This window comes from Streptomyces gottesmaniae, assembly GCF_031845845.1.
Classification (GTDB): domain Bacteria; phylum Actinomycetota; class Actinomycetes; order Streptomycetales; family Streptomycetaceae; genus Streptomyces; species Streptomyces akebiae.
On sequence record NZ_JAVRFJ010000052.1, the window covers coordinates 1 to 25,271 of the forward strand.

27 protein-coding genes and 2 pseudogenes are annotated in these 25,271 nt (G+C 71.1%); 14 read left to right on the top strand and 15 right to left on the bottom strand.

The features are described 5' to 3' along the window. Together RM704_RS39590 and RM704_RS39595 are read left to right on the top strand one after the other, a co-directional pair. Nucleotides 1–132: pseudogene (locus RM704_RS39590) on the top strand (IS481 family transposase); the annotation flags it as partial. A 195-nt stretch (nucleotides 133–327) separates the two neighbouring features. Next, nucleotides 328–531, top strand: a complete 204-nt coding sequence (locus RM704_RS39595; protein ID WP_003992177.1) for a cold-shock protein — start codon at nucleotides 328–330, stop codon at nucleotides 529–531. Nucleotides 532–660: 129 nt separating this feature from the next. Here the strand turns inward: RM704_RS39595 and RM704_RS39600 are convergent, their stop codons facing one another. After that, nucleotides 661–1,245: a helix-turn-helix domain-containing protein gene (locus RM704_RS39600; RefSeq protein ID WP_033532799.1), complete on the bottom strand. Its 585-nt coding sequence runs from the start codon at nucleotides 1,243–1,245 to the stop codon at nucleotides 661–663. Between the two features lie 68 nt (nucleotides 1,246–1,313). On the opposite strand from RM704_RS39600, the gene RM704_RS39605 reads away from it, so the two are divergent. Together RM704_RS39605 and RM704_RS39610 are read left to right on the top strand one after the other, a co-directional pair. Then, nucleotides 1,314–2,027: an AzlC family ABC transporter permease gene (locus RM704_RS39605; RefSeq protein WP_033532815.1), complete on the top strand. Its 714-nt coding sequence runs from the start codon at nucleotides 1,314–1,316 to the stop codon at nucleotides 2,025–2,027. Next, entirely contained in the window at nucleotides 2,024–2,341 is a 318-nt protein-coding gene (locus RM704_RS39610; RefSeq protein ID WP_033532814.1) for an AzlD domain-containing protein, read from the top strand. The genes RM704_RS39605 and RM704_RS39610 overlap by 4 nt, the downstream gene beginning before the upstream one ends. Before the next feature lie 269 nt (nucleotides 2,342–2,610). Here RM704_RS39610 and RM704_RS39615 read toward each other — a convergent pair whose 3' ends face one another. Further along, nucleotides 2,611–3,393 carry a hypothetical protein gene (locus RM704_RS39615; protein ID WP_033532798.1) on the bottom strand — a complete coding sequence of 261 codons (783 nt, stop codon included), beginning with the start codon at nucleotides 3,391–3,393 and terminating at the stop codon, nucleotides 2,611–2,613. Between the two features lie 333 nt (nucleotides 3,394–3,726). On the opposite strand from RM704_RS39615, the gene RM704_RS39620 reads away from it, so the two are divergent. Next, nucleotides 3,727–6,498: a LuxR C-terminal-related transcriptional regulator gene (locus tag RM704_RS39620; RefSeq protein ID WP_438828981.1), complete on the top strand. Its 2,772-nt coding sequence runs from the start codon at nucleotides 3,727–3,729 to the stop codon at nucleotides 6,496–6,498. Between the two features lie 48 nt (nucleotides 6,499–6,546). Next, nucleotides 6,547–7,149 (top strand): hypothetical protein, encoded by a 603-nt coding sequence (locus RM704_RS39625; RefSeq protein WP_052146624.1) that lies wholly within the window; start codon nucleotides 6,547–6,549, stop codon nucleotides 7,147–7,149. Nucleotides 7,150–7,169: 20 nt separating this feature from the next. Here RM704_RS39625 and RM704_RS39630 read toward each other — a convergent pair whose 3' ends face one another. The 3 genes and pseudogenes from RM704_RS39630 to RM704_RS39645 all read right to left on the bottom strand — a co-directional run bounded on the left by RM704_RS39630 (nucleotide 7,170) and on the right by RM704_RS39645 (nucleotide 9,272). Further along, a complete protein-coding gene (locus RM704_RS39630; RefSeq protein ID WP_033532796.1) occupies nucleotides 7,170–7,679 on the bottom strand; it encodes an inclusion body family protein in 510 nt (169 codons plus the stop codon). Next, nucleotides 7,672–8,157, bottom strand: a pseudogene (locus RM704_RS39635) (thiamine pyrophosphate-dependent enzyme); the annotation flags it as partial. The gene RM704_RS39630 and the pseudogene RM704_RS39635, both read right to left, overlap by 8 nt. Before the next feature lie 626 nt (nucleotides 8,158–8,783). Beyond that, on the bottom strand, nucleotides 8,784–9,272 hold the full coding sequence (locus RM704_RS39645) for a hypothetical protein (RefSeq protein WP_157856851.1): 489 nt from the start codon (nucleotides 9,270–9,272) through the stop codon (nucleotides 8,784–8,786). Between the two features lie 194 nt (nucleotides 9,273–9,466). Between RM704_RS39645 and RM704_RS39650 the strand changes: the two genes are divergently transcribed. Next, nucleotides 9,467–9,952: a hypothetical protein gene (locus tag RM704_RS39650; protein ID WP_311592717.1), complete on the top strand. Its 486-nt coding sequence runs from the start codon at nucleotides 9,467–9,469 to the stop codon at nucleotides 9,950–9,952. A gap of 52 nt (nucleotides 9,953–10,004) precedes the next feature. On the opposite strand, the gene RM704_RS39655 is transcribed toward RM704_RS39650, so the two are convergent. Beyond that, complete coding sequence (locus RM704_RS39655; RefSeq protein WP_033532793.1) at nucleotides 10,005–11,918, bottom strand: AMP-dependent synthetase/ligase; 1,914 nt, start codon at nucleotides 11,916–11,918, stop codon at nucleotides 10,005–10,007. 293 nt (nucleotides 11,919–12,211) lie between these two features. On the opposite strand from RM704_RS39655, the gene RM704_RS39660 reads away from it, so the two are divergent. Continuing rightward, nucleotides 12,212–13,273 (top strand): MaoC family dehydratase, encoded by a 1,062-nt coding sequence (locus RM704_RS39660; protein ID WP_033532792.1) that lies wholly within the window; start codon nucleotides 12,212–12,214, stop codon nucleotides 13,271–13,273. Nucleotides 13,274–13,378: 105 nt separating this feature from the next. Here the strand turns inward: RM704_RS39660 and RM704_RS39665 are convergent, their stop codons facing one another. The 6 genes from RM704_RS39665 to RM704_RS39690 all read right to left on the bottom strand — a co-directional run bounded on the left by RM704_RS39665 (nucleotide 13,379) and on the right by RM704_RS39690 (nucleotide 17,982). Beyond that, a complete protein-coding gene (locus tag RM704_RS39665; RefSeq protein ID WP_033532791.1) occupies nucleotides 13,379–14,026 on the bottom strand; it encodes a TetR/AcrR family transcriptional regulator in 648 nt (215 codons plus the stop codon). A gap of 107 nt (nucleotides 14,027–14,133) precedes the next feature. Beyond that, on the bottom strand, nucleotides 14,134–14,544 hold the full coding sequence (locus tag RM704_RS39670) for a DUF4229 domain-containing protein (protein WP_033532790.1): 411 nt from the start codon (nucleotides 14,542–14,544) through the stop codon (nucleotides 14,134–14,136). A 129-nt stretch (nucleotides 14,545–14,673) separates the two neighbouring features. Further along, a complete protein-coding gene (locus tag RM704_RS39675) occupies nucleotides 14,674–15,198 on the bottom strand; it encodes a GNAT family N-acetyltransferase (protein WP_033532789.1) in 525 nt (174 codons plus the stop codon). 220 nt (nucleotides 15,199–15,418) lie between these two features. Then, nucleotides 15,419–16,582: an aminofutalosine synthase MqnE gene (gene mqnE, locus RM704_RS39680; RefSeq protein ID WP_033532788.1), complete on the bottom strand. Its 1,164-nt coding sequence runs from the start codon at nucleotides 16,580–16,582 to the stop codon at nucleotides 15,419–15,421. Nucleotides 16,583–16,650: 68 nt separating this feature from the next. Beyond that, nucleotides 16,651–17,109 (bottom strand): Lrp/AsnC family transcriptional regulator, encoded by a 459-nt coding sequence (locus RM704_RS39685; RefSeq protein WP_033532787.1) that lies wholly within the window; start codon nucleotides 17,107–17,109, stop codon nucleotides 16,651–16,653. A gap of 165 nt (nucleotides 17,110–17,274) precedes the next feature. Continuing rightward, complete coding sequence (locus tag RM704_RS39690; protein WP_078937594.1) at nucleotides 17,275–17,982, bottom strand: UbiX family flavin prenyltransferase; 708 nt, start codon at nucleotides 17,980–17,982, stop codon at nucleotides 17,275–17,277. A 95-nt stretch (nucleotides 17,983–18,077) separates the two neighbouring features. On the opposite strand from RM704_RS39690, the gene RM704_RS39695 reads away from it, so the two are divergent. Continuing rightward, nucleotides 18,078–18,701 carry a rhomboid family intramembrane serine protease gene (locus tag RM704_RS39695; protein WP_033532785.1) on the top strand — a complete coding sequence of 208 codons (624 nt, stop codon included), beginning with the start codon at nucleotides 18,078–18,080 and terminating at the stop codon, nucleotides 18,699–18,701. On the opposite strand, the gene RM704_RS39700 is transcribed toward RM704_RS39695, so the two are convergent. The 3 genes from RM704_RS39700 to RM704_RS39710 are packed head-to-tail and all read right to left on the bottom strand — an operon-like array spanning nucleotide 18,691 to nucleotide 21,668. Continuing rightward, the gene (locus tag RM704_RS39700) at nucleotides 18,691–19,263 is read right to left on the bottom strand and encodes a Uma2 family endonuclease (protein WP_033532784.1); all 573 of its coding nucleotides are present in this window, start codon (nucleotides 19,261–19,263) and stop codon (nucleotides 18,691–18,693) included. The two genes, RM704_RS39695 and RM704_RS39700, sit on opposite strands and share 11 nt — an antisense overlap. Before the next feature lie 45 nt (nucleotides 19,264–19,308). Continuing rightward, complete coding sequence (gene mqnP / locus RM704_RS39705; protein ID WP_033532783.1) at nucleotides 19,309–20,214, bottom strand: menaquinone biosynthesis prenyltransferase MqnP; 906 nt, start codon at nucleotides 20,212–20,214, stop codon at nucleotides 19,309–19,311. Beyond that, nucleotides 20,211–21,668 carry a menaquinone biosynthesis decarboxylase gene (locus RM704_RS39710; protein WP_033532782.1) on the bottom strand — a complete coding sequence of 486 codons (1,458 nt, stop codon included), beginning with the start codon at nucleotides 21,666–21,668 and terminating at the stop codon, nucleotides 20,211–20,213. The genes mqnP and RM704_RS39710 overlap by 4 nt, the downstream gene beginning before the upstream one ends. Before the next feature lie 117 nt (nucleotides 21,669–21,785). Here RM704_RS39710 and RM704_RS39715 point away from each other — a divergent pair, with 117 nt between their 5' ends. The 5 genes from RM704_RS39715 to RM704_RS39735 all read left to right on the top strand — a co-directional run bounded on the left by RM704_RS39715 (nucleotide 21,786) and on the right by RM704_RS39735 (nucleotide 25,257). Next, nucleotides 21,786–22,223, top strand: coding sequence for a PLD nuclease N-terminal domain-containing protein (locus tag RM704_RS39715; RefSeq protein WP_033532781.1), 438 nt, complete (start codon nucleotides 21,786–21,788; stop codon nucleotides 22,221–22,223). 595 nt (nucleotides 22,224–22,818) lie between these two features. Beyond that, on the top strand, nucleotides 22,819–23,553 hold the full coding sequence (locus tag RM704_RS39720) for a MerR family transcriptional regulator (protein ID WP_033532780.1): 735 nt from the start codon (nucleotides 22,819–22,821) through the stop codon (nucleotides 23,551–23,553). A gap of 88 nt (nucleotides 23,554–23,641) precedes the next feature. Next, entirely contained in the window at nucleotides 23,642–23,971 is a 330-nt protein-coding gene (locus RM704_RS39725) for a gas vesicle protein GvpO (RefSeq protein WP_033532811.1), read from the top strand. A 109-nt stretch (nucleotides 23,972–24,080) separates the two neighbouring features. After that, nucleotides 24,081–24,536: a gas vesicle structural protein GvpA gene (locus tag RM704_RS39730; protein ID WP_033532779.1), complete on the top strand. Its 456-nt coding sequence runs from the start codon at nucleotides 24,081–24,083 to the stop codon at nucleotides 24,534–24,536. A 7-nt stretch (nucleotides 24,537–24,543) separates the two neighbouring features. Then, nucleotides 24,544–25,257 carry a GvpL/GvpF family gas vesicle protein gene (locus tag RM704_RS39735; RefSeq protein ID WP_033532778.1) on the top strand — a complete coding sequence of 238 codons (714 nt, stop codon included), beginning with the start codon at nucleotides 24,544–24,546 and terminating at the stop codon, nucleotides 25,255–25,257. Nucleotides 25,258–25,271: the final 14 nt, after the last annotated feature.

Below are 25,271 nucleotides of genomic sequence, written 5' to 3' on the forward strand. Positions count from 1 at the left end.
CGCTCAGAGCAGGAACGGCGCGACGCCTTCCCCCGCTGGCTGCACACCTACAATCACCACCGCGGACACACCGCGCTGAAAGGCCAACCACCCGCCAGCCGCGTCCCCAACCTCTCAGGGCAATACATCTAGCCCTCTATTGCATTCCCCTGCCTGCATGCTAGGCTCGCCCGCAAGTTGCAGTTTGGTTTCCCTTGCAGTACAGAGCCTGCGGAGCATGTGACCGCGGGCTCTCGTCGTTTTCAGACGTATGCAGTTGTGCGGCATCTTGTTTTCACACTTGCAGGGTTCTGGAGCAGGGCAACCCTTTGGGCCCAAGGAGGGCTTATGGCTACCGGAACCGTGAAGTGGTTCAACGCCGAAAAGGGCTTTGGCTTCATCGCCCAGGAAGGCGGCGGCCCCGACGTCTTCGTCCACTACTCCGCCATCAACGCGAGCGGCTTCCGTTCGCTGGAGGAGAACCAGCAGGTCTCCTTCGATGTCACGCAGGGCCCGAAGGGTCCGCAGGCGGAGAACGTCACCCCCGTCTGATCCGAGGGATGCCCCTCTGACGACGTCTGAGAGCAGTACCCAAGGAGCCCCTCGCCGTTCGGCGCAGGGGCTCCTGCCTTTTCCCCGCCGTTCCCGCCTTCTCCGCCTTCTCCCTCCTTTGCGCCTTTCTCAGATGTGCTGCATCACGAGCACGAAGGTCGTCCCGGGCGCGAGCGCCTCGTACGAATGCGGCACGTCGCCGCGGAACGCCATGTAGTCCCCGGGACCGAGTTCGACCTCCTCGCCCGTCGGGCCCGCCTTCACCCGGCCCGTGCTCACGGTGAGGTGCTCCACCGTCCCCGGGATGTGCGGCTCCGACTCCCGTACCGACCCCGGTTCGAGCCGGGTCCGGTAGATGTCGCGGCGCGCCCCCGGCGGGCTGGCGGACAGCAGGACCGCCGAGTAACTGGAGTGTTCCGAGTGGACGGCGGGCCCTTCCCCCGCCCGGACCACCTGCACCGCCGGCATCGGTGGCTCGATCAGCGCGCTGAACGGCACTCCGAGCGCCACGCCCAGCGCCCACAGCGTCTCCATGCTCGGATTGCCGCTCGCCGCCTCCAGCTGGGACAGCGTCGACTTCGCGATTCCGGCGCGCTTGGCCAGCTCGGAGAGGGAGAGGCCGGCCCGGGTGCGCTCCCGACGGAGGGAGGCGGCGATCCAGTCGAGCGGGAGCCGGGACGGCGGCTTCGGCCCCTCGGAGGCTGCGTCGGACATGTCGTTCGCTCCAGAAGTACGATCGTTCGGCTTGACGAACATGAAGGCTCATGTTCATTGTAGAGAACATGCGTTCGCTGCTCCGAACACCCCAGGTCCGTGACCCCGCCCTGTTCCGGGACATCTCCCTCGTCTGTGCCGCCGGGGGCGTCGTCGGCGTCTCCTTCGGGGCGATCTCGGTGGCGGGCGGACTGCCCGTGTGGGTGCCGGTGGTGATGTCGCTGGTCGTGTACGCGGGTGCCGCGCAGTTCAGCGCGGTCGGGATCCTGCTGGCCGGGGGCGGACCGTTCGCGGCGGCGGCCACGGGGCTGTTGCTCAACACCCGCAACGCGGCCTTCAGCCTGGCGGTCGCCGACCTCCTGGGACCGGGGAGGGCCGCGCGGTTCGTGGGCGCGCATCTCGTCACCGACGAGACGGTGGCCTTCGCCCTGGCCCAGAGCGATCCGGTACGGCGCCGGGTCGCGTTCTGGGCCTCGGGGCTCGGCCTGTTCGCCGTCTGGAACGTGTGCGTCCTCGCCGGGGCCCTGGCCGGCACCGCGCTGGGCGACACCGCCACGTACGGCCTCGACGCCGCCTTCCCCGCCGTGCTCGCCGCGCTGGTGCTGCCCGCCCTGCGGGAGAGCCCGCCCGTGCGCCGGGCCGCGCTGCTCGGTGCGGCGGTCGCCCTGGCGACGACTCCGGTGACCCCCACGGGGGTTCCCGTCCTGCTGGCGCTGACCGGGCTGGTGGTGTGGCGGGCGTCGGCCGGGCCGAAGGGCTCGACGGACGGGAGGGCGTCATGAGCGGCGGGGTCGTCGGCGCGATGCTCGCGCTCGCCGTGGGGACGTACGCCCTGCGGCTCACCGGGCCCGTCCTGCACGGGAGGGTCGAGATCCCCGTACGGGTGCGGGAGTCGCTGGCCGCGGCCGCCGTGGTGCTGCTGGTGGCGCTGCTGGCCACGGGTGCCCTGACCGAGGGCGGCGGTTCCGCCGGGTGGGCACGGCCCGTCGGCGTGCTGGTGGGCGGGGTGCTGGCGTGGCGAAGGGCCCCGTTCGCGGTGGTGGTCCTGGGGGCGGCGGCGACCACGGCGGGGCTGCGGGCTATGGGGGTCGGCTAGCGATCGCGGCCGGGGTCGGGCGGCGGCGTGCCGGAAGGGAGCGCGTCCGAAGGGGGCACGTCCGAAGGGGGCACGTCCGAAGGGAGCGCGTCCGAAGGGGGCACGTCCGAAGGGGGCACGTCCGAAGGGAGCGCGCCCGAAGGGGGCACGTCCGAAGGGAGCGCGCCCGAAGGGGGCACGTCCGAAGGGAGCGCGGGGAACCGCGCGACCGGCCACACCGAAGCCGCGGCCGACGAAGCACCGGTTCCCAACTCATCCTCGGCCCGCCCTCAGGCCCCCTTCGCCGCCGCCAGCGACTCCAGTACCCGTCGCAGCCGGACGCCCCGCCCCAGGTCCGGTTCGAGCCCCTTCGCCCGCAGGAGCGCGGTCAGGGAGGCCTGGACGACCTCCGCGCCCTCGGGGGCGACCCGCTTGGAGACCTCCAGCCACTCCAGGGGCTGGTCGGCGCCCAACGTGCAGTGCTCCACGGTCACTTCGTGGTGGTCGAGGCGTACGCCGCGCCAGCGGACCGTGTCCACGGGGCCGAGGACGTCGAGCGAGCCCAAGTCGGCGTCGATGTCGGCGCAGTCGGCGAGGAAGGCGCGCTGACGGTCGGAGAAGACGAGGTCCAGCGGCTTGCCGCCGGTGGCGGCGGCCTCCACGGCCGTGCGCCCGCAGTCGGAGACGAGGACGGCGGAAAGCACCCGGCGGTCGCCCGACCAGGCGCCCGCCAGGTGGAAGGAATCCGGTCCCTGCTCACGGAAGCGCAGCCAGCGTTCCGAGAGCCGGGACCGGCGACAGGGCCGCAATTCCGCGGTCGCGGCCCCGCCCCGCCCGCTCCCCGCCCATAGGCGCAGGATCAACCCCGCATCCAGAAGCGGCAGTTGACCTGGCGCCGTGGAGCGGGCGAGGGCCTCACAGAAGTAGACGCGGCGCCGGGCTCCCCCGATGTCCGGCGCCAGCGCCCAAGTCGCGGCGGCCGCGCCCGCATCCGAGAACGTCACCCTGATCTCGACCGAGTCGAGCCGGTCGGATCCGGAGGTGAGATCCCCGCGTCCCACGGATGCCGGCATGGGCCGTCCCCCTAGTTCCGCGACCTGGTTCATTTCCCCTGTTTTCCTTGGTTCCTTCGGTCTTTCGGCTACTTCGTTACCTTCGGTTCCTTCGGTTCCTTCGGTTATTGGCGATCCCCCTGTGCGATCGCCCTGCGGCGCTCCCCCCTGTGGTGCTGTTCCGCGACACCATTGAAGGCCCGGGGCGGCCCCCGTCGCTTCCGGGAAGTCCCTACATCTCCCCTGACAACTCCCCCTGGGGGATGATGGACGGGCGGGGCCGAGCACAGGCGGGCACCAGGGGGTGGCGCATTGTTACGGGGACTCGTCGGTCGGGAGCGGGAACGCCGGCTGATGGACGACCTGCTCGTGGCGGGTGGGGCGGGTGGGGCGGCACTGCTGTTGTGGGGCGAACCCGGTATCGGAAAGACGGCCCTGCTGGACTACGCGGCAGAGCGCGCGACGGTCGGCGGCTCCGGCGCGACCCCGGCCACGGTCCTGCGCGCCCGGGGCATCGAGACCGAGACCGTGCTCCCCTTCGCCACCCTCGGCGACCTCCTGGTGCCCCATTCATCCCTTTTCAGGGAACTCCCCGGCGCCCAGCGCTCGGCTCTCGAGTCCTGTCTGGCCCTCAGCGGCGACCCGGCGGACCCGCCGGGCAATCCCTACGCCGCCTGCATGGGCGCCCTCAACGTGCTCGCGGCGCTCGGCGACGAGCACCCGGTCGTCGTCCTCGTCGACGACCTGCACTGGGTGGATCCGTCCTCCCAGCGCGTCCTTCTCTTCGTCGCCCGCCGCCTCTCCAGTGAACGCGTCGCCCTGGCCCTGGGCTCCCGGGAGGACCACGGCGAGTCGGGGCCGCGTCGCAGCATCCCCACCGTGCAGGTGGGCGGGCTGGCGCCGGAGGAGTGCGCCGCCCTGCTGGAGGGCCGTGTCACCCCCAACGTCCTCGCCGACCTCGTACGCGTCAGCGGGGGCAATCCGCTCGCCCTGCGTGAGATCGCGGGGGCGCTGACGGACGAACAGGCGCGCGGCGAGCAGCCGTTGCTCGATCCGCCGTCCCTGGGCAGTCACCTGGAGCGCGCCTGGGCGGCCCGGATCGACGGTCTGCCGGACACCGCCCGCCGGGCCCTGGTCGTCCTGGCCGCCGGCCGCTCGACTGCGGCGGGCCCGCTGCGCAAGGCCCTGGAGGCGGCCGGGCTCTCCCTCGACGCCCTCTCCCCCGCCGAGGAGGACGGCCTGATCACGGCCACGGCGGACGGGCTGGACTTCCACCACCCGGTGCTGCGGGCGCTGGTGCTGGGCCGCGCCCCCCTCGCGCACCGGTACGCCGCGTTCCAGGCACTGGCCGAGGTGAGCACCGGCTCGTTGCACGCCTGGTACCGGGCGTCCGCGAGTCCCGGCCCCGACGAGGAGACTGCGGCGGCGCTCGCCGACGCCGCGCGGGAGGCCCGCAGGCGCAGCGCCTTCGGCGAGTCGGCCCTGGCCTGGCGGCGCGCCGCCGAGCTCACCCCCGACCCCGCGCCCCGCGCCGACCGCCTCCACCATGCCGCCTCCGACGCCCTGCTCAGCGGCTCCCCGGCGGGCCCGCAGTGGTGCGAGGAGGCCCTGCGCATCACCCCCGACCCGGCCGTACGCGCCGCCATCCAGGGCCTGTTGGGCCGTATGTACACCTGGAAGGGCGAGACGGCCCAGGCGTACGGCCTGCTCATGAACGCCGCCGACGCCGTACGCGACTCCGACCGCACCCGGGCCTGTCTGCTGCTGGCGGAGGCGACGGCCGCCGCGCGCCTGGACGGCCACGTCCCGGCGGCGGTCCGCGTCGCCGAGGAGTCCCTCGCCCTCGCCTCCGAGTCCGGCCCCGAACGCTGGTACAGCCTGTCGATGCTGGGCGGGGCCCTGATCATGTCCGGCCGTACGGCGCGAGGGCGCGAGATGCTGGAGGCGGCCGACCGGCACGGCGGCGGCGACCCCGTGCGCGACCAGCAGGTGTACGCGATCGCCGGGCAGGCGTGGAGCCGGGCGGAGGAGTTCGTCCGGGGGCGCCGGCTGCTCAACACGGCCGTGGAGTCGGCGAGGCGGCACAGCGCGGTGGGCGTGCTGGGCTTCACCCTCGCCGTGCGGGGGGAACTGGAGACCCGCATCGGCCAATGGGCATCCGCACGCGGCGACTTGACGGAGGCGTTGCGCTGGGCGGAGGAGCTGGGCCAGTTGACGTGCGTGAGCTACACGCTGTACTGCCTCGCCCGGCTGGAGGCCCTGCGCGGTGAACGGGTCGAGTGCGAGGAGCATGTGGCGCGGGCGCGGCGGGAGTGCGGGGCGTACGGCATCGGCTGCCAGGAGTTCCACATGACGGCGGTGCTCGGGCTGTCGGCCCTGGCCCACGGCGACCACGAAGCGGCCGTCGACCAGCTCGAGCAAACGTTGTCACTGGCGATCGAGCAGGGCATCGGGAACCCCGAGGTGGTGCCCTTCGCGGCGGACCTGGCGGAGGCGCACGTACGGGCGGGGAACGCGACGCGGGCCGCCGAGGTCGTGTCCTGGCTGGAGGAACGGGCCCGGGATACGGGCCTCGCGTCGGCGGAGGCGGCGGCGGCCCGGGTCCGGGGGCTGCTCGCGGGGACGCCGGAGGAGGCGGAGGCGTCCTTCGGCGCGGCGCTCGCGGCTCATCAGCGGACGACCGGCCCCTTCGACTGGGCGCGGACCCAACTGTGCGAGGCGGAGGTCCTGCGCCGCTACCGCCGCCCGGCGGCAGCGCGGGCCCCGCTGGCCTCCGCCCTGGCCTGCTTCGAACGGCTGGGCGCGGTCCCCTGGGCCCGGCGCGCGGCGAGCGAACTGGCCGCGGCGGGAGGCGTCCTGAGCGCCGCCCGGTCCGCCGTCGGCGGCGGCACGAACGGCATGGGCGGCACGGGCGGCTTGGGCGGCGCCCTGAACCAGCTGACCCCCCAGGAGTTCCAGGTGTCGCGGGCGATCGCCCGCGGGCTCAACAACACGGAGGCCGCGGCATCGTTGTTCGTCTCCCGGAAGACCGTGGAGGCCCATCTCACCCGGATCTACCGGAAGTTGCACGTCCGCTCCCGGACGGACCTGACCCGACTGCTCACTGCGGCCGACCTGGTGGATTGAGTACCGGTACTCATGTGGGCACTCGTCGCTGCCCGGCATGGTTCAGGCATGAGACCGCACCTTCTTCCGAAGTCCCTGCTGGTGACCGTCCTCGGCGGCGCCCTCCTGACCGGTTTGGGCGCGCCGAGCGCCATGGCCGCCGCGCCGGCCTCCGCGACCGCCGTCGCCGCGATGAGCGACGACGCCGCGGAGGCACGGTTCTTCGAGATGAACGACCTCTTCTGGCAGAGCTGCGCCCCGGACGTCAGTGACAGTGACGGACCGGCGCTACCTCCCGGCGACCCGATCGACCCGCTGCCGGTGGACCCCTACGATCCGGTGCGGCTGGACCCCACCGAACAGTGCGTGGCCGACCGGCACGCGCGGCGTGTGAGCAAGGCCTTCTCCGGCACGGACGTCACCGACCACGCGGCCCTGCTCACGAAGCTGACGGGCCTGAAGTACCCGGCCGCACGGATCCACCGCGTGCCCGACCACCTGGGCGAGCCTCGGGTGAGGCTCGACCTGCGCATGGGCGGCGACCACGTCGCCCTCCAGGTCACCGGCACGGGCCTCGGGGTGACGACCGAGACCTTCGGCGCCTCCGAGGGCGTGAGCGTGACCGACGTCCGGCTGGAGCCGCGGCCCCAGCCGGACGAGCCCACGTCCTGACGCCCCGCCGTCGACAGCCCTCAGGGGTTCTCGATGGTGATGAAGGGGTCCCACTGGAAGTAGCCCTTCAACTGGCGGTGGCGGTCCAGGATCTGGAAGGAGAAGTGGTAGACGACCTTGCCGACCCTTTTGACGGTCGTCCGCCAGTAATGGTCCTGGTAGTTCTGCGTCACGAATTCCGGCCTGCCCTCGGAGCCTTCCTTCGGCAGCGGATAGACGCCGTCGATCACCTCGATCTCCGGTGTCCGGATGAGCTGGTGGCCGGTGTCGCTGCTCACGTATTTGTAAAGTAACGCCTTGTAGTCACTGCCCAGCGACAGCGTCGTCTCCCGCCACCTGATGGTGTCCCCGGGCTCGGCGCGGAGATTCAGTTCGGCGCCCGACGTGCCGACGATGTGGTCGTGGCGCGTCGTCATGTAGATGAGGCTCTGGTCGGCGTACGTCGGCGCGTCGGGATTCCTCGACGCGTTGGGGTTCCGTTCGACGATCGTGGCCGCGTCGAACGCGATCAGGACGTTGAGATCAGCCATGTGCTGTTCCTTTCGGATCTCCGGATTTCACCTTGTACGCCATCGCCCGCGGATAGTCGCGGCGGTGGAGTCGGACACGGACCAGCAGCGGTCCGTCGTTGACCGGGTCGGTCGGGTCGGTGAGGCGGGCCAGCAGGTCGTCCAGCTCGACGGCGTGGGCGACGGTGATTCCGCTCGCCGGGGTGTCCCGGTCGGCGAAGACGGCTGCGAGGCGGTCGTAGTGCCAGGGGTGCAGGACGTTGTAGAAGTCGGGGGCGTGCGAGCCCGGTTCGGCGTCGGCGTCGGCGTCGGCGTCGGCACCGGCGTCGGCGTAGTAGGACGGGTGCACCAGCATCTGTTCGATGCCGTAGAAGTGGCCGTTGTCCATGACGAAGACCACCGACCGCAGCCCGAGCCGGGTGTGGGTGGAGATCTCCTGGCAGGTCTCCTGGAAGGCGCCGTCGCCGACGAACACCATCGGACGGGCCCGCCCGCGTTCGTGTACGTCACCGGGGGTACGGGGACGAGCGGGTGGAAGTCGGGCAGCCGCATGGCGCCGGCCTCCGCGTACTGGGCGGAGTCCTCGAACGGCTGGTGGTGCTTGGTGGCACGGAAGGTCTTGATGCGTCCGCCGACGCGGCTCTCGTTGGCCTCGATGACGGTGACGCCGTGACCGGCGTCCTTGAGCGGGGTGTGGGGATAGCGGGCGAGCCTGAGACATGTCTGCCAGCGCGCACGGGTGGCGGAGTCGTCCCGTGGAGTGTCGGTCATGGTGGGAAATCGTAGATATGCAGAAACGATTTCGTTGATGCCCTCGCGAGCAAAGGCCAGAAAACACCGATCGCATTTCTTGACGGATTTTCGGCTTGCTCGCATTTACTTACCGGGGCCGGAGTTCCGCCAGGGACTGAGGGGAGAGGAGAAGAAGCCGAGGCAGAGAATTCCGGGGTGGAATGTGGCAATCCTGGGGATCCGGCAACGACGGTTCCGCTCACCCATTTTCCCGATGTCCTTTTCGACACGGATCACTCCGGCGGCGTCACGCCAAAAATACGGAGCTCCCGAGTTCCCGAGTTCACGGAGTTCCGGGAATGCGCGCGGTACATCGCGCCGCGGGGCGGCGGCTCAGCGGCGCTCCTTGAAATGCGTCCAGGCGAAGACGGCCCCGATGGCGCAGCTGAGTGTCCCGGACGCCAGGATCAGTCCGCCGTCGTCCGCCTCCGGCACTCCCGGTACGTCCCAGCCCAGCCCCCGGACCACCCCCCACACGTAGGCCCAGGCCATCAGCCCGACGGTGATCAGCACCACGGCGATCATCCCGTTGGCGGAGGTGCGCAGGGAGCGCAGGGAGTCGAGCACGTACCGGGCGTCGAGGGCCTCGGCCTCACCTCGCCGGTACCGCAGGTGCCGCTCGTGCAGGCCGAGGAAGAGGTGCCCTGTCAGGGCCACGGACAGCGCGGTGACGGAGAGGCGATCCGCGGTGGCGTCGTCCTGGCCCAGCGACGCGAAGGTGCGCACGGCGGACCAGACCCACAGCGCGGCGGCCGACAGCAGGCACGCCGCGTAGAGCTTGCCCCACTTCGACGAGAGCAGCCGGATCATTCGTCTTCGCATCGTTCGTCCTCGGATCGTTCGTCTTCGCATCGTTCGTCCTTGCCTCGCTCGTCCTCGGATCATCCGGCGCACGGTATCGGCGCCGGTTGCGGGCGCGGAGCGTGGGGCGGGAAAGTTCGTCGTGCCGTACAACCGGATCCCGCTCAGACGCCTCTAGGGAGGAGTAGGCCAGGCAGGAAACGGGGTGGGCGGGGATGTTGACGAAGCGGGGCGTTCTGCTGGGCTGCGGTGGGCTGGTGGTCGTTCTCGGTGTGGGTGCGGCCGTGTGGTGGAACTGGTTCCGGGCGCCGTACGCACTCGCCGGCTCGCCGAAGGTCGAGGTGACCGTGCGGGCCGCGAAGTCCGAGTATCCCGATGTCGCGCGGACCGCCGAGGACGTCGACACGGTCGTGCGCGTGTATGTGCAGCGGCTCAAGGCCGGTGACGTGGAGGGCTTGATGGAACTGGCGGGGCCCGCGTACGGCGGGACCCGGGGCGCCGCCTACGAGCAGGTGCGGGAGTTCGGCGAGGGTGCGCGCGGGCCCGTCGACGTCACCGTGCTGGAGGGGGTCGTCGACTACTTCAATCCCGTCCGGCTCAGGTACGACAGGACCGGCCAGGAGCAGGAGTTGCTGTTGGTCAAGGACGACGGGTACTGGTGGGTCGCGCTGGGGGAGGGCGACCCGGCCGCGGGGAAGTAGAGGGCCGGTTCACCGCGGCGAACGGGGAACAGGACCGGTTCGCCGCGGGGGTCTACTTCTCGTACAGCCCCTCGATCTCGGCCGCGAAGGAGCTCTCCACGGCCTCTCGACGCAGCTTCATCGACGGTGTGAGGTGGCCCGCCTCCTCGCTGAAACCGCCGGGGACGATGGTGAACCGGCGGATGGACTCGGGGCGGGAGACCAGGCGGTTGGCCTCGTCCACCGCGCGTTGCAGGACGGCTCGCAGATCCGGGTCCTCGGCCAGGCTGTCGAGGGGGATGTCCTGCTTGGCGTTCATCTGGGTCCAGTGGGTGATGCCCTCGGGGTCCAGCGTCAGCAGCGCGGTGACGTACGGGCGGCGGTCGCCGATGACCATGGCGTGGGCGATCAGGGGGTGGGAGCGGAGCCAGTTCTCCAGCGGTGCCGGCGCCACGTTCTTGCCGCTGTCGGTGACGAGGATCTCCTTCTTGCGGCCGGTGATCGTGAGGTAGCCCTCGTCGTCCAGGTGGCCGATGTCGCCGGTGGCGAACCAGCCGTCGGTACTCGCGGGGACGACACCGCCGGCCTGTGGGTCCCAGTAGCCGCGGAAGATCTGGCCGCCGTGCAGGAGGATCTCGCCGTCGGCGGCTATCCGGACCCGGGTGCCGGGGAGCGGTCGGCCGACCGTGCCCAGCCGGGGCCGGTCGGGTGGGGTCACGGTGACGGCGGCGGTCGTCTCCGTCATGCCGTAGCCCTCGAAGACGTCGATGCCGGCGCCCGCGTAGAAGGCGGCCAGCCGACGGCCGAGGGGGCTGCCGCCGCAGATGAGGTAGCGGACCCGGCCGCCCAGCGCCTTACGGATGCGTCGGTAGACCAGGGGATCGTAGAAGGTCCGGGCCGCCTTCAGGAAGGCCGAGGGCCCGGGGCCGGTGCCGTGCTGTTCGGCTTCCAGGGCCTCGCCGTAGCGGCGGGCCACGGCGGAGGCGCGGTCGTACGAGGAGGCGCGCCCCATGCGTTCGGCGGAGGCGCGGGCCGTGTTGAACACCTTCTCCAGGACGTAGGGGATGACCAGGAGGAACGTCGGGCGAAAGGACTTGAGGTCGGCGAGGAGGTCCTCCGTGCGGAAGCTCGGCGAGTGGCCCAGCCGGACCCGCGCCCGCATACAGCCGATCGCGACCATACGGCCGAACACATGGGCGAGCGGGAGGAAGAGGAGGGTGGAGGCCTCCTCGTCCGTCTTCGCGCGGAAGATGGGGTAGAGGAGGTCGATCGCGTTGTCGACCTCGGCGCAGAAGTTGCCGTGGGTGAGGGCGCAGCCCTTGGGGCGGCCGGTCGTGCCCGAGGTGTAGATCAGGGTCGCGAGGGTGTCGGGGCCCAACACCCCGCGGCGTACGGCCACTTCCTGGTCCGACACGTCACGGCCCCGCTCGGCGAGCCGGTCCAGGTGCCCCTTCTCGAAGACCCACATGTGGCGCAGGTCGGGGATGCGGTCGAGTTCGGGGCCGAGGGCGGCGGCCTGGCCCGGCGTCTCGACGGCGAGGGCCACCGCGCCGGAGTCCTGGAGGATCCAGCGGGTCTGGAAGACGGAGGAGGTGGGGTAGACGGGGACCGTGACCAGGCCCGCCGCCCAGGCCGCGAAGTCCAGGAGGGTCCACTCGTACGTCGTCCGCGCCATGATCGCGATCCGGTCGCCCGGCACGAGGCCCTCGGCGATCAGGCCCTTCGCCAGCGCGAGCACCTCGGCGGCGAAATCGGCGGCCGTGACGTCCCGCCACCGGCCCTCGCCGCCCCCCTCCGTACCGCCGTCCTTGCGGCTGAGGACGACCGAGTCGGGGGCGTGGGCCGCGTTGTCGAACGGGATGTCCGCGAGCGAGCCGTAGGTCACGGGCGCGGCGAGCGCGGGCACGTACGCCTCCCGCACGGCGCCGTCCAGCCGCTTCAACTCGGGTTCCACCAGGGCGGGTTCGGTGCTTTCGAGGTGGGACACGGGCGGCTCCTGGGCGTTCGGTGTGTCCGGATCGTACGGGGTTGGTGTGTGAGGTTCGTGTGAGTGTGGCGATGGTCCGGAGACGGAACCGGGCCGGGGATGTGCAGTGTCGCAGACCGCTCGGTCACGGTTCCTCCGCAGGTCAAGGGCGTGCCAAGTTACCTGAGGGTCGTTCAGTTCTCGGGCTCCACGAGAGGCCCAACCGGCCCTTACCTCCGGTAACCTGACGTTCGAGTAAGGAAGCGGAGTCCGGCGCGGGGAGCGGAGCCCGGCGCGAGAAGGGGAGACCTCGGATGCACATCGTCACCCTCACCCGACCGCCCTCCCTCGGTCCCGTTCTCGCCAGGGGCGCTCTCCTCTCCCCGGGCAGGAGCCGCAGGCTCCCGCGCACGGCGGCCTCCGGGCTGATCTCCCCCTCCCGACTGCCCCGGCTCGTCCTCCCCGGTGTCCGGATCGACCTCGCTCGGCTCGCCGCGTACGAGCGGGTCTGCGGGTTCCCGACCGGGGAGGACGCCGTTCCGCTGACGTATCCGCACGTCCTCGGATTTCCGGCAACCATGCGGATCATGGCCGGGCGGGACTTCCCGTTGCCCCTCCTCGGTCTCGTGCACACCTCGATCGAGATCACCCGCCGTCGGCGGCTGCCCGCCACCGGGGAGTACGAGATCACCGTGTACGTCGCCGAGTTGACGCCCCATCGGCGCGGCACGGAGGCGACGGTCGTCACCGAGGTGCGGGACGGGGAGGAGGCCGAGGGCGGGCTCGGGGTCGCCTGGGAGTCCCGGAGCACGTATCTCGCCCGGCATCGGCACGAGCGCGAGGGCGAGGGCGAGGGCGAGCACCGGCGGAGTGCGGGTGCCGGGGCGGGCGAGGGTGAAGCGCGGGGCGACGGGAGCGGGGACGGGTGGCTCGGCGGGAACGGGTCGGCGAGGGGCGGCCCGAAGGGGGTGCCTGTCGTCGTCGAGTGGCGGCTGGGTGGGGATGTGGGGCGGCGGTACGGGGCGGTGTCCGGGGACCGGAACCCGATCCATCTGCATCCGCTGGGCGCCCGGCTGTTCGGCTTCCCCCGGGCCATCGCGCACGGCATGTGGACCGTCGCCCGCTGCCTCGCCGAGCACGGCACACCCCCGGCGACCCTCGTCCGCGCGGAGTTCCGCGCGCCGGTGCCGCTGCCGGGCGCGGTGACGTACACGGCGGACGGACAGGCGTGGGGCGGCTTCGAACTGCGCGGGAGCGGTGCGTCCGGGCCAACCGGTGGCCCCGGATCAGGCGGGGCGGGGGACTCGGGTGGCTCGGGTGGCTCGGGCGGAGGGCGTGTTCATGTGCGGGGTCAGGTGTATCCGCTCGTCGCCTGAGTGTGTCGGGTGCGGGTCGGTGGGGGTCGGTGGGGGCTGGTCGCGCGGTTCCCCGCGCCCCCAACCACCCGCCCCGCCCGCAGCCCGGCGCCGAACGGGCCGTTCTCACCCGGCGGGCGGTGGTGTCCAGGGGCGGCCCTCCATCAGGTCGCCCAGGCCGGCCCACGCGAAGTTCATCAGGGTCGTGGCGGCCTGGCGCGCGGTGATGCCGGGCGTGGCATTGGCCCAGGCGGCGAGCGCCTCGGCGGCGCCGACCAGGCCCTCGGCGAGACCGGCGACCTCCCGCTCGGGCAGGGAGGGGTCACGGCGGGCCTCCCGCGCGGCGACCAGGATCAGTCCGGTCACGAACGCGACCATCTCCTCCCGCATCGCCGCCACTTCGGCGGCGAAGGGTTCCCCGTGCGTACGGGCCTGGAGGTGCAGCACCGCCCACGCGTCGGGGTGGCGCGCCGTGTGCGTGAAAAAAGCCCCCAGCCCGTCCCAGAGCTGGCGGTCGGCGGGCAATTCGGGGTTCACGCCCGCGCGTACGGCCGTGGTGAGCGCCTTGGCCTCGCGGCGGATGCAGGCCGTGAAGAGGTCTTCCTTGGAGTTCAGGTACAGGTACACCAACGGCTTGGACACGCCCGCCAGTTCGGCGATCTCGTCCATCGACGCCGCCCGGTACCCACGCTGCCCGAACGTCCGAACCGCCGCGTCCAGCATTTGCTGTTCCCGTACCGCACGAGGCATCCGTTTGCTCTTCACAGCACCCATGCGGGCAAGCGTACGGTTCCGACGGCGAGGACGGACCTGGGCGTCGGGCGGGTGATCCTTTTTTCGCCGGGCCGACGGACGCTCCCGTCGGCGGTTCGCGTACGCGCCTACGAAGCCTTGCCGGACGTCGGCCGGGCGGCCCCCGCATCGGCCTTGACGGCCTCGTCGGTCCCGGCGGCCTCGTCGGTCCCGGCGGCCTCGCCGGTCTGGCCCTCCGGGCCCTGGGTCCGGGCCACGTCGTCGGCCTCGTCCTCCTGGCTGCGGTTGGCCGCGAGGTTGGACTTGACGCGGCCGATGGAGCGGTCGAGGCGGGGGGCGATCTGGGCGGAGGCCCGGTCGCGCTCCTTGCGGAGGGCGACGAAACTGATCGGCGCGGAGACCAGGAGCGCGAGCACGACCATCCACATGCCGTTGGACGCGCCGAGGCCGCGCGGGGCGACACCGGAGTAGACGAGGGCCCAGACGACCACGAAGCAGCCCACGAAGATACCGAGGCGCATCAGTGTGTAGCGGAGCATCTCAATCCACTCTTCCGTTCCGTTCCGAACCTCGCCCGCGCGTTGCCGGAGGGCATCGTCCAGTGAAGCACGGTCGGCGTGCGATCTTGCAGGGGGGTGTGGGCGCGCTCCTGCCCCTCGGGGCGCGCCTCAGCCGAGGGGCAGGAGCATCGTGATGTCGTCGCGGTGGTCGTCGGGGGCCACCCGTATGGCGCCGGGGACTCGGCCGACCTCCTTGTAGCCGCAGGAGGCGTAGAAGCGCTCCAGGCCGAGGCCTCCTCGGCAGCTGAGGCGGATGGCGTCTATGCCGTCGAAGCCGCGGGCCGCGGTCTCCGCGGCCCGCATGAGGTCGCGGCCGTAGCCCTTGCCCTGGTGGGAGGGGTGGACCATCACCGTGTAGAGCCAGACCCAGTGGGTCATCAGGCGGTGGGTGTTGAAGCTGAAGAAGGCGGTGGCGGCGGGGGTGCCGGTGTCGTCCAGGCCGAGGAGGAGGCGGTGTCCGCCTTCGGCCATGGCGGTGAGGTGCCTGAGGAGTTCCGGGCGGATCGCTTCGCGGGTGACCGGGGGGACGAAGCCCACGGCTCCGCCGGCGTTGGTGACGTCTGTCCAGAGGGTGAGGATGCCGTCGTGGAGGGTGGGGGTGAGGGGTGGGTCCAGGTGGAACGTAAGGGGCATGGGGTGACCGTAGTCATTACGTGCGGCTCGCCTCAAGAGGGATTCGCCCCCGCCGCCCCTACCCGTCCCATCCTCAAGGGGCTGCGCCCCTTTGACCCCCAGGTGCGGGTCCGGTGGGGGCTGGTCGCGCAGTTCCCCGCGCCCCTGAAAGGCCTACGACCTTTCGGGCCGACAAGCACGGGGCGCAGCCCTTACGCGCCCGCACCCGGCAACCAGCCCCTCACACCCGCATCGGCTGCGGGGACTCCCGGCGTGCCGGGTCCGGGCCCTCGTACTCTCGGATGATCTCGTAGCGCGTGTTCCGCTCCACCGGTCGGAAGCCGGCGTCCCTGATGAGGTCCAGGAGGTCCTCGCGGGTCAGTTTGTTCGGGGTGCCGTAGTTGTCCGCGTCGTGGGTGATCTTGTACTCGACGACCGAGCCGTCCATGTCGTCGGCGCCGTGCTGGAGCGCCAGTTGCGCGGTCTGGACGCCGTGCATGACCCAGAAGACCTTGACGTGGGGGACGTTGTCGAACAGCAGCCGCGAGACCGCGAAGGTCTTCAGGGCCTCCGCGCCGGTCGCCATCTGGGTGCGGGCCTGGAGGCGGTTGCGCACCTTGCCGTCCTGCATGTCCACGAAGTCGTGCTGGTAGCGCAGGGGGATGAAGACCTGGAAGCCGTTCGTCTCGTCCTGGAGTTCACGCAGCCGCAGGACGTGGTCGACCCGGTGACGCGGCTCCTCGATGTGGCCGTACAGCATGGTGCACGGGGTCTTGAGGCCCTTCTCGTGCGCCAGGCGGTGGATCCGCGACCAGTCCTCCCAGTGGGTGCGGTGGTCCACGATGTGCTGGCGGACCTCCCAGTCGAAGATCTCCGCGCCGCCGCCCGTGAGGGATTCGAGGCCCGCGTCGATCAGTTCGTCCAGGATCTCCGACGCCGTCAGACCGCTGATCGTCTCGAAGTGGTGGATCTCCGTGGCCGTGAAGGCCTTCAGCGAGACGTTCGGCAGGGCGGCCTTCAGCTCCTTCAGGGAGCGCGGGTAATAGCGCCACGGGAGGTTCGGGTGCAGGCCGTTGACGATGTGCAGCTCGGTGAGGTTCTCGCCCTCCATCGCCTTGGCGAGCTTCACCGCCTCCTCGATGCGCATCGTGTACGCGTCCTTCTCCCCCGGCTTGCGCTGGAAGGAGCAGTACGCGCAGGAGGCGGTGCACACGTTGGTCATGTTGAGGTGGCGGTTGACGTTGAAGTGGACGACGTCGCCGTTCTTCCGCGTCCGCACCTCGTGCGCCAGACCGCCCAGCCAGGCCAGGTCGTCCGACGCGTACAGCGCGATGCCGTCCTCGCGGGTCAGCCGCTCACCGGAGCGGACCTTCTCCTCCAGCTCGCGCTTGAGCCCGACGTCCATGCCCACACCTTTCACCGACCGACCTGCCTGCCTGCCTCGAAGACCTCGTCAACCCTACGTCCCCTCCCCTACTGCTCCTCCTCCGGCAGTTCACCCACCCGGTTCTCCCACTTCGTGGAGAGCACGATCGTCGTACGGGTGCGGGAGACGCCCTTGGTGCCGGAGAGCCGGCGGATGGTCTTCTCCAGGCCGTCCACGTCGGGGGCGCGCACCTTGAGCATGAACGAGTCGTCGCCCGCGATGAACCAGCAGTCCTCGATCTCGGCCAGGTCCCGCAGCCGGTTCGCCACGTCCTCGTGGTCGGCCGCGTCGGAGAGCGAGATGCCGATGAGCGCGGTCACGCCGAGGCCGAGGGAGGCCGCGTTCACGGTGGCGCGATAGCCGGTGATGACACCGGCCGCCTCCAGCCGGTTGATGCGGTCGGTGACACTGGGTCCCGACAGTCCGACGAGGCGTCCCAGCTCCGCGTAGGAGGCCCGGCCGTTCTCCCTCAGGGCCTGGATGAGCTGCCTGTCCACCGCGTCCATGCGATCGGTTGCCTTCCGCTGAAGAGTTGAGTTGTGGGTGCTGCTTGGTTGGTCAGTGATCACTGTCAGTGGTCACTGGTCCTTGGTTTGTGGTCCGTGGCCCGTGGTCCGTGGTACGAGAAGCGGGGGGCCGGTGCGGTGCGGGCCGGGGTGAGCGCGTGGGGCTCAGTCGGTCGCACCGGAAGCGCGCGCCCCGCCCACCTCGCCCTCCCAGCGCCGGTACAGGGTGTGCGGGACGCCCGCCGCGTCCAGCGCCCGTCCGGCGACGAAGTCCACCAGGTCCTGGATGTGCGTGGCCCCGGCGTAGAACGCCGGGGACGCGGGCAGTACGGTCGCGCCCGCCTCGTCCAGGGTCACCAGGTGCCGCAGGGTCTGCCCGTTCAACGGGGTCTCGCGTACGGCGACGACGAGCGGCCGGCCCTCCTTGAGGGTCACGCTCGCCGCCCGCTGCAGCAGGTCCTTGGAGAGCCCGAGGGCCACGCCCGCGACGCACGCCGTCGACGCGGGGACGATCAGCATCCCCTTGACGGGGTACGAGCCCGAGGACGGTCCGGCGGCCAGGTCGCCGGGGCTCCAGTGCCGTACCCGGTCGCCGTCTTCGCCGTCGAGGTCCACGGCGAACGTGCCGGGCTTGCCGTCCGCCCCACGGGACAGCCATTCCCGCAGGTCGCCGCGCCAGTGTGCGTCCCGGTAGGAGATTCCCGTCTCGTCGAGCAGGGTCAGCCGCGAGGCCCGGGACACCACGAGGTCGACACTCTCGTCGGCGGCGAGGAGCGCACGCAGCACGGCCGCGGCGTATGGGGTGCCGGATGCGCCGGACACCCCTACGATCCAAGGCGTACGCGGCGTCTTCCCTGGCTTGACTGGGTTCACGACCCCGAGCCTATCCGGCGCCGCGCGGCGGGAACCGGTCAAGGGGGCCCGGCCGTTTCCCTCAGGGACGTGTGAGGTTGCGACGGGGGTTCGACATGGCAGGTGGAGTGCGAGGGACGCTGGGTCCCGAGCGGGAGTGGTCGCGCGGGGACCGCGCGAAGGCGGCGGCCAAGCTGATGGTGGGCTGGGTGGCGCTGCTGTGGATCCTGGAGGTCGTGGACGTGGCGACCGGCCATGCCCTGGACGACTTCGGGATCGTGCCGCGTTCGGTTCCGGAGCTGGTCGATGTCGTACCCGCCTCGTTCATCCACTTCGGCTTCGGCCATGTCGCGGCGAACAGCGTGCCGTTGCTGGTGCTGGGGTTCCTCGCGGCGCTGGGCGGACTGCGCCGCTTCGCCGCCGTCTGCGCGCTGATCATCGTCGCGGACGGGCTGGGGGTCTGGCTCATATCCCCCGACCACACCAACACCGCAGGTGCCTCCGGCGTCGTCTTCGGGCTCTTCGGGTTCCTCGTCGTCACCGGCTTCGTCGAGCGTCGGCTGCTGGGGGTGGCGGTGGGTGTCCTGGTCGCGGCCGTGTGGGGCGGCGCGATCCTCGGCGGTATCGCCCCGACCGCGGCCGGGGTCAGCTGGCAGGGGCATCTGATCGGGCTGGTGACGGGGGTGGTGGCGGCGTTCGTGTTCCGGCGGCGCCCATCCCGCACGGCGCTCACGTCGTAGGGCGCGTCTTCGGGTCCACGGGGAGACGGCCGGTGGCGATGGTGAGCTTGCCGAGCGGGGTGTCGAGGGTCAGGTCAGGGCCGTAGGCAAGGGTGTCGCGGCCCTGGTAGCCGTCGGGGCCGGGATTCCACATCATGACCGCGTGGCCCTTGAGCGGATCCAGGATGACGTAGTGGGTGATGCCGCGGGAGGCGTACCAGCGAGGCTTGATCTCGTAGTCGCGGCGGATGCTCTCCGGCGACACCACTTCAGCCACGAACTCGATCAGATCGGCGGGATACGCACTGCGGTTCTCCGCCTCCGCCTCCGCCGGGATGACCGCGATGTCCGGGCAGAACTCGTTGGCGTCGTCGAAGGGAAAGGCCACATCGCTCACCAGCGCCCAGTCCGGCGGAAGCTGCTCCTCCAGGTCCGTCGCCACCCTCAGGATCGTCTTCCCGTGGAACGGCCTGACCGGGTTCATCACGATGCTGCCCTCGACAATCTCCGTCAGATAGCCGGGGAACATGTCCTCCAGCCTGCTGAGCTGCGAGTGCAGGCGGTCAATGCCCGAGACGGTCACGCTGGCCTCCCTGGGGTCCTGCCCTCGATGGTAGGCCGACGGCAATCAGAGGGTCAGACCCCGAACCAGAAGATCCAGCAGCGCGCACACGAACAGGGCAATGCCGATGAACCCGTTGACGGAGAAGAACGCGCGGTTCAGCTTCGACAGGTCGTGCGGGCGGACGATCGTGTGCTCGTACACGAACGCGCCCGCGATGATCGCGAGGCCCAGCCACAGGAAGGCGCCCGCGTCCGTCAGCACCGCGTACCAGACGAACAACGCCGTCGTCAGTACGTGGCAGACCCGCGCCGCCCAGATCGCCGCCGGGATGCCGAACCGGGCCGGGACCGACAGGACGCCGGACTCGCGGTCGGATTCGACGTCCTGGCAGGCGTAGATGAGGTCGAAGCCGCCGATCCAGATGCCGACCGCCAAGCCGAGGACGACCGCCTCCCAGGACCACTCCCCCGTGACGGCGAGCCAGCCGCCGACCGGGCCCATGGCCTGGGCGAGACCGAGGATGGCCTGCGGGTAGTTGGTGAACCGCTTGCCGTAGGGGTAGACCACCATCGGGATCACGGCGACGGGGGCCAGGGCCAGGCAGAGCGGGTTCAGCAGCGCCGCGGAGCCGAGGAAGATCACGACCGCGATGAGGGCGCCGGTCCACGCGTGCTTGACCGACATCGCGCCGGTGACCAGCTCGCGGTGGGCCGTGCGCGGGTTCCGCGCGTCGATCTCGCGGTCGATGATCCGGTTGACCGCCATCGCGAAGGTGCGCAGGCCCACCATGCAGATGGTGACCAGGAGCAGCCGGACCCAGTGGATGTTGCCGTCCAGCTGGAACATGGCGGTGAGCGCGGCGATGTACGCGAAGGGCAGCGCGAAGATCGAGTGTTCGATCATCACGAGGCGGAGGAAGGCCTTGGTACGGCCCGGCTGTCGCGGGATCGCCGCCGACGCGCTGGTCACAGGCCGTACTCCTTCCAGCGGCGGTCGACGAGCGCGGCCGTGGCCGGGTCGGACTCGACCATGTCGGGCCAGCCCCCGTCCCGGGTGTAGCCCTCCTCGATCCACTTTTTGGTGGCGTCGATGCCTGCCTTGCCGCCCCAGAACTGCTGGTAGGAGGCGTGGTCCAGATGGTCCACCGGACCCTCGACGATCGAGAGGTCGCGGGAGTAGTCGGTGTTGCCGAGCGCCCGCCAGGCGACCTCGTGGAGGTCGTGGACGTCGCAGTCGGAGTCCACGACCACGATCAGCTTGGTCAGGGACATCATGTGGGCGCCCCAGATCGCGTGCATGACCTTCTGCGCGTGCTTGGGGTACTTCTTCTCGATCGAGATGATCGCGCAGTTGTGGAAGCCGCCCGCCTCGGGGAGGTGGTAGTCCACGATGTCCGGGACGATGATCTTGAGGAGGGGCAGGAAGAAGCGTTCCGTCGCACGGCCCAGCGGTCCGTCCTCCGTCGGCGGGCGGCCGACGACGATCGACTGGAGCAGCGGGCGCTTCCGCATCGTCACGCAGTCGATCTTCAGGGCGGGGAACGGTTCCTGCGGGGTGTAGAAGCCGGTGTGGTCGCCGAAGGGCCCCTCGGGGAGCATCTCGCCGGGCTCCAGCCAGCCCTCGATCACGACCTCGGCGTTGGCCGGCACCTGCAACGGCACCGTCTTGCAGTCGACCATCTCGATCCGCTTGCCCGCGACGAACCCGGCGAACAGGTACTCGTCGATGTCACCGGGGAGCGGCGCGGTGGAGGCGTAGGTCACGGCGGGCGGGCAGCCGAAGGCGATGGCGACCGGCAGGCGTTCGCCGCGCTTGGCGGCCACCTGGTAGTGGTTGCGGCTGTCCTTGTGGATCTGCCAGTGCATACCGATGGTGCGCTTGTCGTGGCGCTGGAGGCGGTACAGGCCGAGGTTGCGTACGCCGGTCTCGGGGTGCTTGGTGTGGGTGAGCCCCAGGTTGAAGAAGGAGCCGCCGTCCTTGGGCCAGGTGAACAGCGCGGGCAGCTGGTCCAGATCGACGTCGTCGCCCTGGAGGACCACCTCCTGCACGGGCGCGCTGTCCGGCTTCACCTTCTTCGGCGGGACGTGGGTCATGGCGCCGAGCTTGCCGAACGCCTCGCGCACGCCCACGAAGCCCTGGGGCAGTTCGGGCTTGAGGAGGCCGCCGATCTTCTCGCTGATCTCGCCGTACGACTTCAGACCGAGGGCCTTCAGCAGGCGGCGGTCGGTGCCGAAGACGTTCATCGCGAGGGGCATCGCGGAGCCCTTCACGTTCTCGAAGAGCAGGGCGGGGCCGCCGGCCTTGTTGACCCGGTCGACGATCTCCCCGACCTCCAGGTAGGGGTCGACTTCGGCCTTGATGCGCTTGAGATCGCCCTCGCGCTCCAGTGCGCGGAGCAGGGAGCGAAGATCGTCGTAAGCCATGGGGTCCAGTATCCCCGAGGGGCTACCCTGACCCCGTCACGGGGCCCGGTGCACGGCCCCGCCGTCACGTCCGGGGTCCGGCGCACGGCCCCGCCACCGCTTCCAGGGGGCTGTTCCATGCTCAGGCTGTTGATGTACCTCGTGCCGTTGGCGCTGACCATCTACGCGTTCATCGACTGCCTCAACACCCCCGAGGACGAGGCGAAGCACCTGCCGAAGATCGCGTGGGTCTTCATCATCCTGCTCTTCTGGATCGTGGGCCCGATCGCCTGGCTCGCCGCGGGCAAGCTCCGCAACGCGCCCGCCGGTGGTCGCACGCCCTCGGAGTGGCACCGCAACCACCGCACGCAGTACGTCGCTCCCGACGACAACCCCGAGTTCCTGAAGTCGCTGGCCGAGGGCAACAAGAAGGACGAGTCACTGCTGAAGAGCTGGGAGGCCGACCTGCGCCGCCGCGAGGAGGAGCTGAAGCGGCAGGAGCAGGAGAGCGGCGAGAAGGGCGGACAGGGCGAGAAGCGGGAGAAGAAGGAGAAGAAGGACGGCGAGGAGGCGTAGCGGTCGTCGTCGGTCGCCGGTCGCCGGTCGTGGGTCGCCGGTCGTGGGTCGTCGGTCGGCTGACGGGCGTAGGACGTCGGGCGGCCGTCGAGAGTGGGCGGTCGGGCATGCCGTCGGGCACCCGGCACCGGCCGTCGGGCGTCCGGCCGTCAGGCGACCGGCCGTCAGGCGACCGACCATCGGGGCTGGACACCGTCAGACGACCGACCATCGGGGCTGGGCCGACGGGCCTGGGCACCGGCCGTCAGGCACCCGGCCATCGGGCACCCGGCCGTCAGGCGACCGGCGTCAGTCGGTCGGCTCCTGGCCCTTTTTGTCGATGACCCCGACCTCCACACGTCAGGGTGGTCGACCTCGCCGAAGGCCAGGCCGACGCCCTGACGGCCCACGGCGTCCTCCGCCTTCATGGCCGTACACCGCTTGTGCGTGCTCCCGGAGGAGCGCGCTGAACGCCTCCGGATCGCCGTCCCGTACGCGTGCCCGCAAAGAATGCTCCACGCCTTCCCCTGTCCGCCCACCCCCGGCCATCCCTGTGTCCCCGGTCACACAGGAACCGGCCTCCCTCCCACTCGAAACCGCCCTAGCCTTCCACCCGATGCCTGAACCCGGACCGCCTTCCAGCGCCCCCGCCCGCCTGCGCCCCGTCGACCTCGCCCGGCTCTCCGGGGTCTCCACGCAGCAGATCCGCAACTACGAGGAGGCCGGGGTGCTGCCGCCCGTCCCGCGTACGGACTCGGGGTACCGGGTCTTCGGCGACGCGCACCGGCGGGCGCTGCTGACGTACCGGGCACTGTCGAAGGGGTACGGGGCGGTCGTGGCGACGCGGATCATGCGGACCGTGCACGAGGGGGACGTACCGGGGGCGCTGGCGCTGGTGGACGAGGCGCACGCGGCGCTGCACGCGGAGCGGGTGGCGTTGCGCGCGACCGGGGAAGCGCTGCGTGCGCTGGCCGGGGAGCGTCCCGAGGACGACGTCCCCGCCGCCGACCTGCTGATCGGCGAGGTCGCGGCGCTGCTCGGTGTCCGGACGTCGACGCTGCGGGTCTGGGAGGCCGCCGGCCTGCTCTCCCCCCGGCGCGAACGCGGCACCGGCTACCGCCACTACGCCCCCGACGAGGTGCGCGACGCCCGTTTCATCCTCGCCCTCCGCCGCAGCCACTATCTCCTCGACGACATCCGACCCGTCCTCGAAGACCTCCGCGCGGAGGGCGGCACACAGGCGCTGCGCGCCGCGATCACCACCCGCCGCACCACCCTGACCGCCCGCACGGCGGCGATGCTGGACGGCGCGGGCCACCTGCACGCCTACCTGGCACCGCCCGCCCCGTAGCAGCCCCCACGCCCCGGGGCCGCCGGGAACCCGGGGTGGCATATGCCTTGCCCAAGGTCGATGATGGACAAAGGGTAAGAAGGTGATGATTACGAACGATCGGGAGCCGGAGAAGCACCGTTCCTCGTCGCGGCAGGAGCCCGCCGAGGAGCGGGTCCCCGCGCCCGAGGCCATGCGGAGCGCCGTCCAGCAGCTCGCCGAGTTGCTCGGGCGCGCTCCGGAGTCCGTTTCCGCGCTGAAGCCGACCGATGAGGGCTGGGAGGCCCAGGTCGAGGTCCTGGAACTGGAGCGCATCCCACAGACGACCAGCGTGATGGCCGCCTACCGGGTGTCTCTGGACCCCGCGGGCAAGCTGCTGGCGTACGAGCGCGGACGCCGGTACACGCGCGCGCAGATCGACCGGGGCACCTCCCGCTGAGCCGCCGCGTCCACGGCCGCCGTCGGAGAACCCGGCGGCCGCCGTCGGAGCCTTGGCTCGGGGCCCTCGCCGGACGGCTTCCCGTACTCGGAGGGAAGAGATCGTGACTGTGGTGCCGCAGAGCGAGGGCGGCGCCCTCGCCCCCCGTGGCGGTGGCTCCGGGAACCTCTACGACGTGCTGGAACTGGTCCTCGACCGGGGCCTGGTCATCGACGCGTTCGTGCGCGTCTCCCTGGTGGGCATCGAGATCCTGAAGATCGACGCCCGGGTCGTCGTGGCCAGCGTCGACACCTATCTGCGCTTCGCGGAGGCGTGCAACCGCCTGGACCTGGAGTCGGGACGCAAGGCCCCCTCCCAGCTGACGGACATCGTCGGGGACACCACCGAGTCGGGCGCCCGGGGCAAGAGCAAGGGCGCGCTCACCGGGGCGGTCGAGGCCGTCTCCGACTCGCTGCAGAAGAAGCGCGACCACGACGAGGACCGCGAGTCCGGGCGCGAGAAGCAGCACGTGAGCTCCGGGCGGAGCGGCACGAGCCGCCGTTCCTCCAGGGACCGTGAGGAGTGAGCGGCCGATGTCCGTCTACGTCTACGCGATCACCAAGGCGGCGCACCCGCTGGGCCTGGACGACGTCAAGGGCGTCGGCGAGGACCCCAGCGCGCTGCACGCCGTCAGCAACGGCGAGCTGAGCGCCGTCGTCAGCGAGGCCCCCGACGATCTGTCGGTGAGCCGCCGGGACGTGGAGGCGCATCAGGAGGTCCAGCTGCAACTGTGGGCCGACGGCGCCATCCTGCCGCTGAGCTTCGGTTTCGTCGCCCCGGACGAGGCCGCCGTGGAGGCGCTGCTCCAGGAGCAGGCCGAGACGTTCTCCCGGCGTCTGGACGAACTGACGGGGCGCGCGGAGTTCAACGTCAAGGGCGTGCTGGACGAGGACACCCTTCTGCGCGCCGTCCTGACGGAGTCCGCGCAGGCGCGCGAGCTGAACGACGCGATCCGTGAGGGCGGTGGCACGTACGAGGACCGTCTCGCGCTCGGCGAACTCGTGGCCCAGGAGGTGCAGAGCCGGCAGGAGGCACTCGGCGAGGAGGTTCTCGCCGCGCTGCGGCCGTACGCCCTGGACGAGCGGCTCGCCCCGGCCTCCCAGCAGTACTTCGTGAACGTCTCCTTCCTGGTGGACGGCGAACGGTCGGACGAGTTCGCCGAGGCCGGTGGGGAGTTGGCCGAGGCCCTGGGAGAGGGGGTGGAACTGCGGCTGCGCGGACCGCTGCCGCCGTACAGCTTCGTATGACCGTCGTCAAAGCA